The sequence below is a fragment of the Streptomyces sp. AcH 505 genome, from assembly GCF_000818175.1.
In the GTDB taxonomy this organism is placed as follows: domain Bacteria; phylum Actinomycetota; class Actinomycetes; order Streptomycetales; family Streptomycetaceae; genus Streptomyces.
Genome location: NZ_JTIY01000001.1, coordinates 3,179,844 through 3,195,158, shown reverse-complemented (window position 1 = coordinate 3,195,158; position 15,315 = coordinate 3,179,844). Strand labels below are relative to the sequence as shown.

Sequence of the window (15,315 nt, the reverse complement as noted above, 5' to 3'; positions counted from 1 at the left end):
GGCTGCCGCGCGGCGGCGCGGTCGCCTTGCTCGTCGCCGCGTCCGCTATGTCACTCGCGCTGCTGCCCACCGGACGGCCCGGCGCCGCAGGCGGTCGCGGCGCACCGGGCCCGGCAGGTCCGGGACCGACAGGCCCTGGCCCCGCGGGATTCGCCCCGGCGGGATTCACCCCCGGCGGATTCGGCTCCGCGCCCGGCAGCGACTGCGGGTCGAACGACGAAGCCACCGCCGTACGCGGCAGTTGGCTGCCGCCCGACATCAGCGCCGTCGGCGCATCGGCGCCCGTGGGCGGCCGCGGCTCGTCGTCCTCGTCCGACCCGGACAGCGGCGGCGCGAACACCGTCGCCGGCAGCGGTACGGAACCCTCCTCCGACGCGGCGTTCGTGTCCGTACCGGCCCACGGCGTCGCACCGATCGGCGGAGCACCGCCGGAGCTGCCGGGCCCGTCCGAAGCCGCAGCGCCCGAAGCGCCCGCACCCGATCCAGCCGCACCCGAAGCAGCCGCCGGTTCCGGCGAACCGGCCCTCTCCGGACGGTGATCCGGAATGCCCAGCTTGTCCGCCGCGTCCTGGAGCCACTCCGGCGGCGTCAACAGGAACGACGTCTGATTCAGGTCGATCCGCTGCGGCGGCGCCGGCGCGGCAGGCTCGGGCCGCGTCCCGTACTCCTCCTCGTACCGGCGGATCACCTCACCCACCGGCAGCGCGGGCCACAGCGTCGCCTCACCGCTGTCCCTGGCGATCACCAGCCGCTGCCGGCCGCCGTCGGAGACCGGACCGCCCTCGCGGTCCTCCGCCCACACGACGAACCCCAGGTCGAACTCCCGGACCCGCACCTCGCGGTGCTGGTAGCCGGGGACCTCGCCGTTGACCCACTCTTCCGCGCGCTCCTGCGCCTGCGCGAAGGTCACCATCGCGCTCATCCCTCCACCGGGACGGCCTGCGCGAAGCCGCCGTCCACCATCAGGTTCGCCACGGTCTCCAACTCCGGCGGATTGCCCGCCAGTCGCTGCAGAAAGACGTCGAAGTCGTCACCGCACGGCAGCAACAGCCGGTCCACCCGCTCCTGCACGCTCCAGCCGTCCTGGTCACGGGCGTCGTCGTACGCGCAGAACCACACCGAACCGATCCGCTCGCCCCGTACCTTGACCGCCAGGATGCCGCCCTGGACGAAACCGACGCCCAGATGGTCCTTGGTCAGGTGGTCGCGCAGACACTTGTTCACGTACACCAGGTCGTTGACGGCGGCCTGGTCCCGCACCGTGAAGAACGGCTGGTCCACCAGCAGCCCCAACTCCGGGTCCAGGGCGGCGCCCACCGGCGCACAGCCGCCCGCCGCCTTCAGGAACGAGCGGTACGCACCCGGCAGCCGGTAGCCGAGATCCTCCTCGACCCCCAGCAACTGCCGCTCCGTGACCGACACCTCGCCCTTCGGCAGCCCGAAGTGCACCGGCCTGGTCTCCTGCAACGGGCGCGTACCGCGCTTGCCGTGGTCCACCCGCGTCGTCGCGAGACCACCGTGGTGCCGCAACAGCGCCTTCACCTCGACCGGGACCAGCACCAGCCGCCGGGAAGCCGGCACATGGTGCCAGGTCCAGCCGTGCGGGGTGGCCACCGGCGGAATCGTGTCCCACAACTCGTGCCCCGCGGCGGCCAGCGCCGCGTTCGCCGACACGTAGTCCGTGAGCCGCAACTCGTCCACGCCGAACCCCTCGGGAGGCTCGGCGATCTCGGCGGCGGCACGCGCGTAGGGCACGAAATCCGGAAAGCCGCGGTCGTCGACCCGTACCCCGTGCGGGTGACGGGAAGCCCGGACCGGATCCGGGAACTGCACGACCTGCCCGGCATAACCGGCGTTCGGTGGCGCGGCTTGCTGCCCGAGCCGACCTGTCGTCATGGCGGTTGCCCCCTGCTGCTGCTGGCTGGTTACGCACAGCCTATGCGGTGGCGCAACACGCCACAGAGAGGCTCCTTCCCGGTGACAAGCGGTTACTTCGGGGTGACCCAGCGCCGACGCCACGCCCTGATCCGCGACTCCGCTACCCGATCCGGCGTCAAATTTGGCAGGCTGTCCCCGCGACACGGGGGCGTGACACCAGCGGCTACCCGCAGCTGGCACGGGAGGGACAAGCACGATGCACACCGCACCAACAGACGCACAGGGCGACCCACGCCTCAGCTGGAGCAGCGTCGACCCACACCTTCCGCCACAGCTCCACCGGCGCCGCGACGGCATCCTGCCCGCGGTGGCGGCCGCGCTCTCCGTCCGCGGCGAGACCCTCACCTGCACCGCGGGCAAGGCCGATCAGCCACCCGTACTGCACGTCCTCGTACAGGACTTCCTCGACACCCTCACCAGCGGACAGCGGGAACGATTCACCGGGCGCTGCCCCGAAGCGATCCTGCTCTCCAGACATCTCACCGCCACCGACGAAGGGCGCTCCAAACGCGCCCGCAAGAAACCCCTCACCCACGGCGACGCCCGCCGCTCGCTCAAACACGCCAAACTCACGGCCCGCCGCATCCGCGAGGACGGCGACCCGCTGCACGGCAGCTACGCGCCGCCCTGCCGGTCCTGCATCGCCCTGCTCGACCACTTCGGCGTACGGCCCGTCGACCCCACCCAGAACGGCTGAACATGCCCGACCCCACGTCCGCCCCCACCTCCACGCGCTTCCCCGCGCCCGTCGACGCCGCCCTGCGCGAAGCCGGCTGGCAGCCAGGACGGTGGGACATAAGGCAGGCCGAGGAATGGGCCGACACCCTGCGCGCACACGTCACCCCCGCGGGCCACCTGCACACCGTCTTCCCCGCCGCCGTCGAGGCCTGGGCCGAATTCGGCGGTCTGGTCATCACGCCCGCGGGGCCCGGCCGGCAGATAGCACCCGCCACCGTCCGCATCGACCCGCTCGCCGGGATCCACCTCGCCCGGACCCTGTCCGACCTGGGCCGGTCGCTGGACACCGAGATCACCCCGCTCGGCGAAGAAGGCGAAGGCCAGGCCGTACTCGCCATCGACGCCGTCGGCCGCGTCTACGCCATCGACCACACCGGCGACTGGTACCTCGGCGCGGACATCGACCTGGCACTGGCGACACTGCTCACCGGCAGGGAACCGGCACGGCTGACGTCGGCCTGAGCGGTACGGGCGTACGACGCGACGGCCACGCGCAGACCGACGCCGCGCAGACCGACGCCGCGCAGACCGATGCCGGGCAGACTGCCGCCGCGCAGACTGCCGCAGGCCGGCGTACGGGCCGTCGTACCACCCCGCGCGAAGGGACGCTCCGAAGGCCCCCAGCCCCGAGAAACCGCCGCCGACCGGCTACGCCGACAGCCGGTGCGGCAGCACCGCCGACACCCGGAACCCGCCCGCGTCCGTCTCCCCCGACACGAACACCCCGCCCAGCGCCATGACCCGCTCCCGCATCCCCACCAGACCGTTACCGCCGCTCGGCAGCCCCGCGTCCGCCACACCCGCGTCCGAAGGCCCGTTCTCCACCTGCATCGCGACCTCCTCACCCCGGTGCGCCAGCCGCACCATCACCTTCGAGCCCGCCGCGTGCTTGTGCACATTCGTCAACGCCTCCTGCACCACCCGGTACGCCGTCTGCTCCACCACCGGCGCGTACTCCCGCGAATCCCCCTGCACCGACAGCTCCACCACCATCCCCGCGTCCCGCGACTGCCCCACCAGCGCCTCGATGTCCGCCATCCCAGGACCGTCCTCCGCAGCGGCCGCCGCAGCAGCCGCAGCCGCCATCCCCACCGCCGCCAGCGGCACCACCACCTGCACAGGCGCCGAAGCGTCCGCCGCCTTACGCGCGGCCACCTGCTCCCCCGTACGCAGAACCCCCAGCATCTCCCGCAGCTCCGTCAGCGCCTGCCGGCCCATGTCCCCCACCAGCGCCGCGTTCTTCACCGCCTTCGGCGGATCCTTCAACGCCACCGCCTGCAACGCCGCCGCGTGCACCACCATCAGACTCACCCGGTGCGCCACCACGTCATGCATCTCCCGGGCGATCCGCGTCCGCTCCTCCGTACGCGCCCACTCCGCCCGCTGCTCGGCCCGGTCGGCCAGCAGCGACAACTCCTGCTCCAGACTGTCCGCGCGCTCCCGCAAGCTCTCCATCAGCCGCCGCCGCGCCCCCACATACAGCCCGAACAACACCGGCGGAGCCGTCAGCCCCACCGACATCAGCACCGCCACCGTCGGCACGTACCACTCGTACGAATCGAAGCTCGCCGTCGACACGTTCTGCCGCGTCCGCACGAACGTCACGATGAACGTCGCCACCAGCGACATCCCCGCCAGCGCACCCGTGATCCGGCGCGGCATCTCCGAAGCGGCGAGCGTGTAGAGCCCCACGATCCCCATCAGGAAGCCCATCTCGGCCGGCGTGACAGCAATCGACACCAGCACCACCGCGAACGGCCACGGCCGCCGCAACAACAGCGTCGCCCCCGCCAACAGCCCGAAGATCACCCCCACCGGCGCGGGCAACGCCGTACTCCCCGCGAACCGCACACCCTCCAGCGCGCACTCCAGAGCCGACACCACGGCCAGCCCCACATCGAGCGCGACGCCGCGCCGCCTCTCCCACCACCAGTAGCCACGGGCGGTCGGGCCCCCGGCGTCCTGATGTGCCCCCGTTGTGGTCATGTCTCCCAGACTAAGGGCGCACGCGAGTCATTTTCCGGCGACCGTGACAGCACGTAACGCACTCCGGGACGCAAAAGATTGCTGCAGAGTCCACTCAAACAGGCGAATCGACCGCACATTCGAGCTGGACGCCCCCATTCCGGCCGATGATCCCCGACATGACGGAAATCACCAGCAAATACGCCGACTTCGAAGGCCTGCGCGCCCGAGCCGTCGCCCTGCGCCGACAAGGCCTCAGCCGCCGGCAAATCCGCGACACGCTGTTCGTCGACAACAACGACATCCTCAACCGCCTCCTCGAAGGCGAACCCCCACCGGAGTGGACCAGACGCCCCCGCGCCAAGGACGACCTCCGCGCCCAGGCACGGGAGCTACGCCTCCAAGGCCTGACCTACGACCAGATACAGCTGGAGCTGGGCTGCTCGAAAGGCTCCATCTCCCTCTGGGTACGCGACCTCCCGAAACCGCCGAAGCGCACGAGGGAGGAAGCGTCGGCGATTGCCAGGCGGGGGTGGGAGCGGACGCTGGAACGACGGGAGGAGGAGCGCCAGGAGACGAAGCGGCTGGCCGCCGAGGAGGTGGGGGCGCTGTCGGACCGCGAGCTGTTCTTGATCGGGGTGGGGCTGTACTGGGCCGAGGGGGCCAAGTCCAAACCCCATCGCCGCCAGGAGCGCATCACCTTCATCAACAGCGACCGCCACATGATCGAGATCTTTCTCGGCTGGCTCGACCTGTTGGAGGTGCCCAGAGACTCCCTGCGATTCCATGTCCACATCCACGAGACGGCCGATGTGCCGACCTCCGAGCGGTTCTGGGCCGAGGTGGTGGGCATCGACGTGACCCGGTTCGGCAAGACCACGATCAAGAGGCACAACCCGAAGACCAATCGCAAGAACATGGGCGAGGGCTACAACGGCTGCCTCAGCGTCAGGGTGCTGAGGAGTGCTGACTTGTATCGTCGCGTGGAGGGCTGGTGGTACGGCATAGTAGGAGCTGCACTTTCGCGGAAACCGGCGAAACGGGCGTAGGCGACACACCATCCCGGGTCGTCTAAAGGCAGGACAAATGGTTTTGGTCCATTGAATGAGGGTTCGATTCCTTCCCCGGGAGCAGCGTGACGCGGGCCCCGACCTCTCCGGTCGGGGCCCGGCCTCGTTCCCGGTCCGAAACACCCCGGTATTCTTCGGTTGTCCATCACCCGTAAGCCGAAGGGCCCATCCGTGAGCGCCAACCGCCCGGCAGCCGTCGTCGTCCTCGCAGCGGGTGCCGGTACCCGTATGAAGTCGCGGACTCCCAAGGTTCTGCATGAGATCTGCGGGCGCTCGCTCGTCGGACATGTCGTTTCCGCCGCCCGTGAGCTCGATCCCGAGCAGCTTGTCGTGGTCGTCGGCCATGCCCGTGACGAGGTCGAGGGGCATCTCGCCGATCGTTACGACGGGGTGCGTACCGCGTTCCAGGCCGAGCAGAACGGCACCGGGCATGCCGTCCGTACCGCGCTGCGGGAGCTGGGCGGTACGCCCGGTGGCACCGTCGTCGTCGTCTGCGGCGACACCCCGCTGCTGTCCGGCGAGACGCTCGCCGCGCTCGTCGGCGTGCACGACGCCGACGGGAACGCGGCGACGGTCCTGTCCGCCGAGGTGCCCGACGCGACGGGGTACGGGCGGATCGTCCGGGACGCGGTGAGTGGCGCGGTGACCGGCATCGTCGAGCACAAGGACGCGGACGAGGCGCAGCGCGCGGTGCGGGAGATCAATTCGGGGGTGTTCGCGTTCGACGGGCAGTTGCTGGCGGACGCGCTGGGGAAGGTGCGGACGGACAACAGTCAGGGTGAGGAGTATCTGACGGATGTCCTGGCGATCCTGCGGGAGTCGGGGCACCGGGTGGGTGCTTCGGTGGCTGCGGATCACCGGGAGATCGTCGGGATCAACAACCGTGTGCAGCTGGCTGAGGCGCGCCGGCTGCTGAACGCGCGGTTGTTGGAGCGGGCGATGCTGGCGGGTGTGACGGTGGTGGATCCGGCGTCGGTGCTGGTGGATGTGTCGGTGACGTTCGAGCAGGACACGGTGGTGCATCCGGGGACGCAGCTGCTGGGGTCGACGCATCTGGCGGAGGGGTGCGAGGTGGGGCCGAACTCGCGGTTGAAGGACACGTCGGTGGGGGCGGGTGCCCGGGTGGACAACACGGTCGCGGACGGCGCGGAGGTCGGCGCCGAGGCGTCGGTGGGGCCGTTCGCGTATCTGCGGCCGGGGACGCGGCTGGGGGTGCGGTCGAAGGCGGGTACGTATGTGGAGATGAAGAACGCGACGATCGGCGAGGGGACGAAGGTGCCGCATCTGTCGTACGTGGGGGACGCGACGATCGGTGAGGGCACGAACATCGGCGCCGCGAGCGTTTTCGTGAACTACGACGGCGTGAACAAGCACCACACGACCATCGGTTCTCATTGCCGTACGGGTTCGGACAATATGTTTGTGGCGCCTGTCACGGTCGGGGACGGTGTCTACACCGCCGCGGGGTCGGTCATCACGAAGGACGTGCCGCACGGCGCGTTGGCCGTGGCCCGGGGCCAGCAGCGGAATATCGAGGGTTGGGTGGCCAGGAAGCGGCCGGGAAGCGCCGCCGCGCAGGCCGCCGAGGTGGCGCTCGGAGGCGCCGACGAGGAGAGCTGACCGGAAACAGGTGCGTCGTTCTCGGCGTACCGTGATATCTGCACGATTCAGCCGGCTCGCACGCAACCGCGCAGGTGTGTGCGGGTGGAGCGGCATTCAACACGTCTGAGGAGACTGTGCTGTGACCGGGATCAAGACGACCGGCGAGAAGAAGTTGATGTTCTTCTCCGGCCGCGCCCACCCCGAGCTGGCGGAGGAGGTCGCCCAAAGACTGGGTGTCGGGATTGTGCCGACGAAGGCGTTCGATTTCGCCAACGGTGAGATCTATGTGCGGTATCAGGAGTCGGCGCGTGGCGCGGATTGTTTTCTGATCCAGAGCCATACCGCTCCGATCAACAAGTGGGTCATGGAGCAGTTGATCATGATCGACGCGTTGAAGCGGGCGTCGGCCAGGAGCATCACGGTGATCGTCCCGTTCTACGGGTACGCCCGTCAGGACAAGAAGCACCGTGGCAGGGAGCCGATTTCGGCCCGGCTGGTGGCGGATCTGATGAAGACGGCGGGTGCGGACCGGATCCTCACGGTCGATCTGCACACGGATCAGATCCAGGGCTTCTTCGACGGTCCCGTGGATCATCTGTTCGCGCTGCCGGTGCTGGCGGACTACGTGGCGGGCAAGGTGGACCGGGCCAAGCTGACGGTGGTCTCGCCGGACGCGGGCCGGGTCAGGGTCGCGGACCGCTGGTGCGACCGGCTGGGCGCGCCGCTGGCGATCGTGCACAAGCGGCGTGACAAGGACGTCGCGAACCAGGTGACGGTCCATGAGGTGGTCGGCAATGTCGAGGGCCGGGTGTGTGTCCTGGTGGACGACATGATCGACACGGGTGGGACGATCTGTGCCGCCGCCGACGCGCTGTTCGCGCACGGCGCGGAGGACGTGATCGTGACGGCGACGCACGGCGTGCTGTCGGGTCCTGCCGCCGACCGGCTGAAGAACTCGAAGGTGAGTGAGTTCGTCTTCACCAACACCCTGCCGGATCCGGGGAATCTGGATCTGGACAAGATCACGGTGCTGTCGATCGCGCCGACGATCGGCCGTGCGGTGCGTGAGGTGTTCGAGGACGGCTCGGTGACCAGCCTCTTCGAGGAGCAGGCGTAGCGAAGATCGATTTCTGGGCGGCCTCCCGGCCGGGTAGACTCACGGAGTTGCTCGGCGAGGGAGGCCGCACTCATGTGCGGCGGTCCGTTATCGACGCGCTCTTCGTAGCAGGCTGTCGTGGCCGGGTGACGGTCTTTCTCTGTCACCTGTTTTGATCTACGAGGAGTGCAGCCATGGCTGAACTGAAGCTCAGCGCCGAGGTCCGTACCGAGTTCGGCAAGGGCGCCGCCCGCCGTACCCGCCGTGCGAACAAGGTGCCGGCCGTGATCTACGGCCACGGCGCCGACACCGTCCACGTCACGCTGCCGGGCCACGACCTGATGATGGCGCTGAAGACGGCGAACGCGCTGATCAGCCTGGACATCGACGGCCGCAACGAGCTGGTCATCCCCAAGGCTGTCGTGCGTAACCCGATCAAGGGCTTCATCGAGCACGTCGACCTGCTCGCGGTGAAGCGCGGCGAGAAGGTCACCGTCGAGGTGGCCGTGCACACGGAGGGTGAGCTGGCCCCGGGTGCGAACCTGCTGGAGAACGTCCTCAACACGCTGACCGTCGAGGCCGAGGCGACCAACATCCCGACGTCGGTGACGGTGTCCATCGAGGGTCTTGAGGCCGGTGCCTCGATCCACGCGAAGGACGTTCCGCTGCCTTCGGGTACGACGCTGGTGACGCCGGAGGACGCGGTGGTCATCCAGATCCTGGCCGCGCAGGCGGAGGAGCCGGCGGACGACGCCGCCGAGACCGAGGAAGCCGGCGCCGAGGCCTGATCCGGGCCGCGGCACGGTTCTACGCTGTGCCCTGCGGGGTGGCGGGCTGTCGCCCGTCACCCCGTTTTTTTCGTTCTGCACCCCCTGTGATCCGAGGAGTTTCGAGCGCGCATGACGACGGATGCCAACGCCCCTTGGCTGATTGTGGGTCTGGGTAACCCGGGGCCCGAGTACGCGGCGAACCGGCACAACGTGGGGTTCATGGTCGCGGATCTGCTGGCGGAGCGGATCGGCGGTTCGTACCGGCGGGCGCCGAAGGCGCAGGCGCAGGTGATCGAGGGGCGGGTGGGTCCGCCGGGTCCGTCGAGCCGCCGGGTGGTGCTGGCGAAGCCGATGTCGTTCATGAACCTGTCGGGCGGTCCGGTGTCCGGGCTGCGGGACTTCTACAAGATCGAGAACGACCATGTCGTCGCGATCCACGACGAGTTGGACATCGACTTCGGTGCGCTGCGGCTGAAGCTGGGCGGCGGCGACAACGGGCACAACGGTCTGAAGTCGATGACGAAGTCGATGGGGCCCGACTACCACCGGGTGCGGTTCGGGATCGGTCGGCCGCCGGGCCGGATGCAGGTGGCTGATTTCGTGCTGAAGGACTTCTCCTCGGTGGAGCGCAAGGAGCTGGCTTTTCTGGTGGACCGCGCGGCGGACGCCGTGGAGGCGCTGGTGACGGACGGGCTCGACCGGGCGCAGACGGCGTACAACTCCTGACAAGCTCCCGCATAGCCCGCCCGTGGTTTGACCGGGCGCTCATCCATGGCCAAAGATCGCGCCATGCCGAGCCCGTCCCACCCCGCCCTGTCGTTCGGTCGTATGGCCGCGATGGCTGTTGTCGCACTGCTGCTGCTGGTGGGCGGTGTCTGGGGGTCGTGGGGTTCCGCGCAGCATGTGATGCTCGCGAAGGGCCGTGAGCACGGCAGGCTGACGGTGGTGAGCTGCGGGGACGACACCTGTACGGGGCCTTACGACCCGAACGGCGCGGGCGGGCCGCGGGCCGGGATGACGATCGAGAAGTCGGTCGCGGTCAAGAAGGGCGAGGAGTTCCCCGTCGTCGTGAAGCCGGACACGCGTGAGGTGGTGCGCGGCGGCCTCGCCGGGGTGCTGTACGCGTGGGCGCCGCTGGGCGGTGCGCTGCTGCTGGCGTCGCTGGTGATCGGCGGCGGGATGCGGCTGACGCGTACGGCGTGGACGGTGGCGGGCGCGGGGGCGGCGCTGCTGATCGGTACGTTCCTGGCGCTGTGACGCGGGTGCCGGGACACGGATACGGAGACGGCGGCGCACGACCGGCGATACGCGACCGGCGACATGCGAAACGGCGGCCACATCGTCCCGGATGTGGCCGCCGTCCGCGTGTCAGGCGGTGATGCGCGTCAGCCGGTGTTGCGCAGTCCGGCGGCGACGCCGTTGACGGTCAGCAGCAGCGCCCGGCCCAGAGTCGGGTCGGGTGCTTCCTCCCGCGCCGCGGCGGCGCGCTGGCGGGCCAGCAGCGACACCTGGAGGTAGGAGATCGGGTCGAGGTAGGCGTCGCGGATCGCGAACGTCTGCTGGAGCACCGGGTTGGAGTCGAGGAGCTTGGCCCCGCCGGTGATCCGCAGGACTTCCTGCACGGTCCGCTCGTGCTCGGCCTCGATGTCGCCGAAGACGTGCTTCAGCTCGTCGGGGACGAGCGTGTCGACGTAGTGCCTGGCGATCCGCAGGTCGGTCTTGGCGAGCGTCATCTCCACGTTGGAGAGGAAGTTGCGGAAGAAGTGCCACTGCTCGTACATCTCGTCGAGGACGGTGTCGAGTCCGGACTCCCGCAGCGCCTTGAGTCCCGCGCCGACGCCGAACCAGCCGGGCACGATCTGCCGTGACTGGGTCCAGCCGAAGACCCACGGGATGGCCCGCAGCCCGTCGAGTCCCGCGCCGGAGTCGGGCCGCCTGGAGGGGCGGGAGCCGAGGTGCAGGTCGGCGAGCTGGTCGACGGGGGTGGAGGCGAAGAAGTACGCCGGCAGGTCGGGGTCCTCGACGAGCGCCCGGTACGCGGCGTGCGCCGCGTCGGAGACGGTGTCCATGGCCGCGTCCCAGCGGGCCAGGGCCTCGTCGGACTGGCGGGGCGCCGTGTGCAGCGCGGACGCCTGGAGCGTGGCCGCGACGGTCAGCTCCAGGTTCTCCCTGGCGAGGGCGGGGATGAGGTACTTGTCGGAGATGACCTCGCCCTGCTCGGTCACCTTGATCTCGCCCTCCAGCGTGCCCCAGGGCTGCGCGAGGATCGCGTCGTGCGAGGGGCCGCCGCCGCGGCCGACGGTGCCGCCGCGGCCGTGGAAGAGCCGCAGCCGTACGCCGTGCCGGTGCGCGACGTCGCGCAGCCGGCGCTGGGCGCGGTGGATCTCCCACTGGGAGGTGGTGATGCCGCCGAACTTGGACGAGTCGGAGTACCCGAGCATCACTTCCTGCATGTCGCCGCGGAGGGAGACGAGCTTGCGGTACGACGGGTCGCCGAGCATCTCGTCGAGGATGACGTCGGCGGCGCGCAGCTCGTCGGTGGTCTCCAGGAGCGGCACGATGCCGATCTTGGCCCAGCCGCCGTGCAGGTCGAGCAGGCCTGCCTCGCGGGCGAGGACGGCGGCGGCGAACACGTCGTCGGCGCCCTGGCACATCGAGATGATGTAGGACTCGATGACTTCGGGTCCGAACCGCTCGAACGCCTCGCGCACGGTGTGGAACACGCCGAGGGTCTTCTCGCCCGCCGCGTCGAGGGGCGCGGGGGTGGGGGCGAGCGGGCGGCGCGAGCGGAGTTCCTTGGCGAGGAGCTTCTGCCGGTAGTCGCGCGGCATGTCGGCGTAGCGCCAGGACTCCTCGCCGAGCCGGTCGAAGAGCTGCCCGAGCGCGTGGTGGTGGGCGTCGGCGTGTTCCCGTACGTCCATGGTGGCGAGCTGCAGGCCGAAGGCGGCCAGCGTGCGGATGGTGCGGTCCATCCGGCCGTCGGCGAAGAGCCCGCCGCGGTGGGCGCGCAGCGACGTCTGGATGAGGGTGAGGTCTTCCAGCAGCTCCGCGGTGCCGAGGTAGTCGCAGCCGGGCTTGTGCGGGGTGCCCTTGGCGAGGCGCTCGCGGGTGTTGAGGAGCTTCTGCCGGATGCAGGTCGCCTTGAGGCGGTAGGGCTCCTCGGCGTTGAGGCGCTTGTAGCGGGGGCTGATGTCGGGCAGCCGGACGAGGTCGTTCTGGAGCGAGTCGAGCAGTTCGTCGGTCGCGCCGGTGTAGCGGATGGAGTTGGACAGCAGTCCGCGCAGGTAGTCGATGAGTTCGAGTGCGTCGGTGATGCCGTGTTCGTGCTGGAGGATCAGGACTTCGCGGGTGACCTCGGGGGTGACGTTCGGGTTGCCGTCGCGGTCGCCGCCGATCCAGGTGCCGAAGGTCAGCGGGCGGGTGCCCGGGGGCAGTTCGACGCCGACGCGTTCGAGTTCGGCGGTGAGGTCCTCCAGCACGTCGCCGACGGCGCCGATGTGGAGTTCGTCGAGGTAGTAGATCGCGTTGCGCGCCTCGTCGGCGGGCTCGGGCCGTACGACACGCAGCTCGTCGGTCTGCCAGATCAGGTCGATGGACTCGGCGAGCCGCAGGTCGTGCCGGCGCCGGTCGGCGGCGATCACGGGCGTTTCGAGGAGTTCACCGATGCGGCGGAGCTTGTTGAGCACGGAGCGGCGGGCCGCTTCGGTGGGGTGGGCCGTGAAGACGGGCCGTACGTTGAGGTTCTTCACGGTCTGGCGCAGGTGCTCGGGGTCGGCGTCCTTGAGCCGGTCGGCGGTGCGGGCCAGCAGCCCGCCCTCCGCGGCGCGCCGTTCCCGCATCTCGCGGCCCCGGTGGACCTGCTCGGTCACGTTCGCGAGGTGGAAGTAGGTGGAGAAGGCGCGGACGAGCTTGGCCGCCGTCTCCAGGTCGGTGTCCCCGAGCAGTTCGGCTGCTGCTTCCCCGTCCTCGCGGGTGAGCGCGCGGACGCGCTCCACGAGGTCGAGGAGTTCCGGGCCTTCTTGCCTTACGAGGGTCTCGCCCAACAGGTCGCCGAGCCGGCGGATGTCGGAGCGCAGCTCCGCGCCGGCGGTTGTGGTCTGGTCGGCACTGCTCACAGGTGCGGCTCCTTGCAGTGTTCGAGCACGTCTCAAGGGGTACTGGAGTACGGACCGCGCTGTCCGACGTCACCAGGATAGGTGCCCTTCGGCTGACGTTATCCACAGGCCTCTTGTCGCGGCGGACTGCGCTGCCATACTTACGATGCCGTAGGTTACGCACCCGTATCCGGGCATCTGCCGTATTCCTCACCCCAGGGGATCCCCATGACAACAAGCCCTGACGTGATCGAGGATTCTCCCCAGAATCCGCCGCCGTCCACCGGCGCTCCGCTCCCTTCCGCCACGCTCGGCGGAGACAACAAACGTTCCGTCGAGCAGATCGCTCTGCTCCTCTTCATCGTCGTGCCGTTCGTGGCCCTGGTCGCGGCGGTGCCGCTGGCCTGGGGCTGGGGCGGTGTGAGCTGGCTCGACCTGGGCCTCATGGTGGCGATGTACTTCATCGGCTGCCATGGCATCACGATCGGTTTCCACCGCTATTTCACCCATGGCTCCTTCAAGGCGAACCGTCCGCTCCGGATCGCCCTGGCCGTGGCGGGTTCCATGGCCGTGGAGGGCCCGCTGGTCCGCTGGGTGGCGGACCACCGCAGGCATCACAAGTTCTCCGACGCCGAGGGCGACCCCCACTCCCCCTGGCGGTTCGGCGACACGCTGCCGGCCCTGCTGAAGGGGCTGTGGTGGGCGCACATCGCGTGGCTCTTCGACGAGGAGCAGACGCCGCAGCAGAAGTACGCGCCGGATCTGATCGCCGATTCCGCCATTCGGCGGGTGTCGCGGCAGTTCGCGCTGTGGACGGTCGTCTCGCTGGCGATCCCGCCGCTGGTCGGCGGTTTGGTGACGATGTCCTGGTGGGGCGCGTTCTCGGCGTTCTTCTGGGGTTCACTGGTGCGGGTGGCGTTGCTCCATCACGTGACGTGGTCGATCAATTCGATCTGTCACGCCGTGGGTAAACGTCCGTTCAAGTCGCGCGACCGCTCAGGCAATGTGTGGTGGCTCGCGGTCCTCTCTTGTGGCGAGTCCTGGCACAACCTGCACCACGCGGACCCGACCAGCGCCCGGCACGGCGTACTGAAGGGCCAGATCGACTCCAGCGCGCGGCTTATTCGCTGGTTCGAGAAGTTCGGCTGGGCCCATGATGTGCGGTGGCCGAGCGCCTCGCGGCTGAACGCAAAGCGCACTGGCGCACCCTCCAACGCGACATGATGGGCACCGTGGCGATCGACCCTGACACGAACAGCACGAGCGGCACGGGCGGCACGAGTGGTGCCGACAGGAGCCGTCCCTCCGGGGGAAGGCGCGTTCGCCGTGTCCGTATGACGGGGGCCGAGCGCCGCGAGCAACTGCTGGACATCGGTCGTACGGCCTTCGCCGAGAAGGGCTTCGAGTCCACGTCGGTCGAGGAGATCGCGGCGAAGGCAGGCGTCTCCAAGCCGGTGGTGTACGAGCACTTCGGCGGCAAGGAGGGCCTGTACGCGGTGGTCGTGGACCGTGAGATGCGCCAGCTCATGGACATGGTGACCTCGGCGCTGACCGCAGGTCACCCCAGGGAGCTGCTGGAGCAGGCCGCGTTCGCCCTGCTCGACTACATCGAGACGTACACGGACGGCTTCCGCATCCTGGTCCGCGACTCGCCCGTGGCGCAGTCCACGGGCACGTTCGCGTCGCTGATCAGCGACATCGCCACGCAGGTCGAGGACATCCTGGGCCTGGAGTTCAAGGCCCGGGGCTTCGACCCGAAGCTGGCGCCGCTGTACGCGCAGGCGCTGGTGGGCATGGTGGCCCTGACGGGCCAGTGGTGGGTGGACGCCCGCAGCCCCCAGAAGTCGGAGGTCGCGGCGCATCTGGTGAATCTGGCGTGGCACGGCCTGGGCAATCTGGAGTCGAAGCCACGGCTGATAGGCCACCGCAAGTTCTGACCCGCACCGCACACGCTGTCCCCCGGGCGGCCCGTCCGGTCCTGTGTCGCTCGTCGTCCGTGCGCGTCCGCGCCCGTCCGCCGGCGAGGGGCGGGGGCCGGGCGC

13 protein-coding genes, 1 tRNA gene and 1 pseudogene are annotated in these 15,315 nt (G+C 69.7%); 11 read left to right on the top strand and 4 right to left on the bottom strand.

Annotated features, from left to right (window positions below; genetic code table 11):
- Nucleotides 1-922, bottom strand: a pseudogene (locus HY68_RS45115) (hypothetical protein); the annotation flags it as partial.
- Nucleotides 919-1,896 carry an SMI1/KNR4 family protein gene (locus tag HY68_RS14670; RefSeq protein WP_041988911.1) on the bottom strand — a complete coding sequence of 326 codons (978 nt, stop codon included), beginning with the start codon at nucleotides 1,894-1,896 and terminating at the stop codon, nucleotides 919-921. The gene HY68_RS14670 and the pseudogene HY68_RS45115, both read right to left, overlap by 4 nt.
- Before the next feature lie 238 nt (nucleotides 1,897-2,134).
- Here HY68_RS14670 and HY68_RS14665 point away from each other — a divergent pair, with 238 nt between their 5' ends.
- Nucleotides 2,135-2,635, top strand: a complete 501-nt coding sequence (locus HY68_RS14665; protein ID WP_041988909.1) for a YwqJ-related putative deaminase — start codon at nucleotides 2,135-2,137, stop codon at nucleotides 2,633-2,635.
- A 2-nt stretch (nucleotides 2,636-2,637) separates the two neighbouring features.
- Nucleotides 2,638-3,138 carry an SUKH-3 domain-containing protein gene (locus tag HY68_RS14660; RefSeq protein ID WP_041988908.1) on the top strand — a complete coding sequence of 167 codons (501 nt, stop codon included), beginning with the start codon at nucleotides 2,638-2,640 and terminating at the stop codon, nucleotides 3,136-3,138.
- 186 nt (nucleotides 3,139-3,324) lie between these two features.
- Here HY68_RS14660 and HY68_RS14655 read toward each other — a convergent pair whose 3' ends face one another.
- Nucleotides 3,325-4,662, bottom strand: coding sequence for a histidine kinase (locus HY68_RS14655; protein WP_041988906.1), 1,338 nt, complete (start codon nucleotides 4,660-4,662; stop codon nucleotides 3,325-3,327).
- Between the two features lie 158 nt (nucleotides 4,663-4,820).
- Here HY68_RS14655 and HY68_RS14650 point away from each other — a divergent pair, with 158 nt between their 5' ends.
- From HY68_RS14650 to HY68_RS14620, 7 genes are all read left to right on the top strand, one after another.
- Nucleotides 4,821-5,690 (top strand): hypothetical protein, encoded by an 870-nt coding sequence (locus HY68_RS14650; protein ID WP_041996077.1) that lies wholly within the window; start codon nucleotides 4,821-4,823, stop codon nucleotides 5,688-5,690.
- A gap of 11 nt (nucleotides 5,691-5,701) precedes the next feature.
- Nucleotides 5,702-5,772: transfer RNA gene (locus HY68_RS14645), tRNA-Gln, on the top strand.
- Nucleotides 5,773-5,882: 110 nt separating this feature from the next.
- Nucleotides 5,883-7,331, top strand: coding sequence for a bifunctional UDP-N-acetylglucosamine diphosphorylase/glucosamine-1-phosphate N-acetyltransferase GlmU (gene glmU, locus HY68_RS14640; RefSeq protein WP_041988905.1), 1,449 nt, complete (start codon nucleotides 5,883-5,885; stop codon nucleotides 7,329-7,331).
- Between the two features lie 121 nt (nucleotides 7,332-7,452).
- The gene (locus tag HY68_RS14635) at nucleotides 7,453-8,430 is read left to right on the top strand and encodes a ribose-phosphate diphosphokinase (RefSeq protein WP_041988903.1); all 978 of its coding nucleotides are present in this window, start codon (nucleotides 7,453-7,455) and stop codon (nucleotides 8,428-8,430) included.
- Between the two features lie 173 nt (nucleotides 8,431-8,603).
- On the top strand, nucleotides 8,604-9,197 hold the full coding sequence (locus tag HY68_RS14630; protein WP_041988901.1) for a 50S ribosomal protein L25/general stress protein Ctc: 594 nt from the start codon (nucleotides 8,604-8,606) through the stop codon (nucleotides 9,195-9,197).
- A gap of 111 nt (nucleotides 9,198-9,308) precedes the next feature.
- Entirely contained in the window at nucleotides 9,309-9,905 is a 597-nt protein-coding gene (gene pth / locus HY68_RS14625; protein ID WP_041988899.1) for an aminoacyl-tRNA hydrolase, read from the top strand.
- Between the two features lie 111 nt (nucleotides 9,906-10,016).
- On the top strand, nucleotides 10,017-10,436 hold the full coding sequence (locus HY68_RS14620; protein ID WP_241778576.1) for a hypothetical protein: 420 nt from the start codon (nucleotides 10,017-10,019) through the stop codon (nucleotides 10,434-10,436).
- 128 nt (nucleotides 10,437-10,564) lie between these two features.
- Here HY68_RS14620 and ppc read toward each other — a convergent pair whose 3' ends face one another.
- Complete coding sequence (ppc, locus tag HY68_RS14615) at nucleotides 10,565-13,294, bottom strand: phosphoenolpyruvate carboxylase (RefSeq protein ID WP_041988897.1); 2,730 nt, start codon at nucleotides 13,292-13,294, stop codon at nucleotides 10,565-10,567.
- 207 nt (nucleotides 13,295-13,501) lie between these two features.
- On the opposite strand from ppc, the gene HY68_RS14610 reads away from it, so the two are divergent.
- Complete coding sequence (locus tag HY68_RS14610) at nucleotides 13,502-14,497, top strand: fatty acid desaturase (RefSeq protein WP_041988896.1); 996 nt, start codon at nucleotides 13,502-13,504, stop codon at nucleotides 14,495-14,497.
- Nucleotides 14,494-15,210 carry a TetR/AcrR family transcriptional regulator gene (locus tag HY68_RS14605; RefSeq protein WP_078863931.1) on the top strand — a complete coding sequence of 239 codons (717 nt, stop codon included), beginning with the start codon at nucleotides 14,494-14,496 and terminating at the stop codon, nucleotides 15,208-15,210. Before HY68_RS14610 ends, HY68_RS14605 begins: the two co-directional genes overlap by 4 nt.
- Nucleotides 15,211-15,315 lie beyond the last annotated feature (105 nt).

Bases quoted from the DNA above. Each gene is read 5' to 3' on its own strand.
- HY68_RS14630 (WP_041988901.1), top strand. From the start codon at position 8,604: ATGGCTGAACTGAAGCTCAGCGCCGAGGTCCGTACCGAGTTCGGCAAG.
- HY68_RS14665 (WP_041988909.1), top strand. From the start codon at position 2,135: ATGCACACCGCACCAACAGACGCACAGGGCGACCCACGCCTCAGCTGG.
- pth (WP_041988899.1), top strand. From the start codon at position 9,309: ATGACGACGGATGCCAACGCCCCTTGGCTGATTGTGGGTCTGGGTAAC.
- HY68_RS14670 (WP_041988911.1), bottom strand. From the start codon at position 1,896: ATGACGACAGGTCGGCTCGGGCAGCAAGCCGCGCCACCGAACGCCGGT.
- HY68_RS14655 (WP_041988906.1), bottom strand. From the start codon at position 4,662: ATGACCACAACGGGGGCACATCAGGACGCCGGGGGCCCGACCGCCCGT.
- HY68_RS14650 (WP_041996077.1), top strand. From the start codon at position 4,821: ATGACGGAAATCACCAGCAAATACGCCGACTTCGAAGGCCTGCGCGCC.
- HY68_RS14620 (WP_241778576.1), top strand. From the start codon at position 10,017: ATGGCTGTTGTCGCACTGCTGCTGCTGGTGGGCGGTGTCTGGGGGTCG.
- HY68_RS14660 (WP_041988908.1), top strand. From the start codon at position 2,638: ATGCCCGACCCCACGTCCGCCCCCACCTCCACGCGCTTCCCCGCGCCC.
- HY68_RS14610 (WP_041988896.1), top strand. From the start codon at position 13,502: ATGACAACAAGCCCTGACGTGATCGAGGATTCTCCCCAGAATCCGCCG.
- HY68_RS14605 (WP_078863931.1), top strand. From the start codon at position 14,494: ATGATGGGCACCGTGGCGATCGACCCTGACACGAACAGCACGAGCGGC.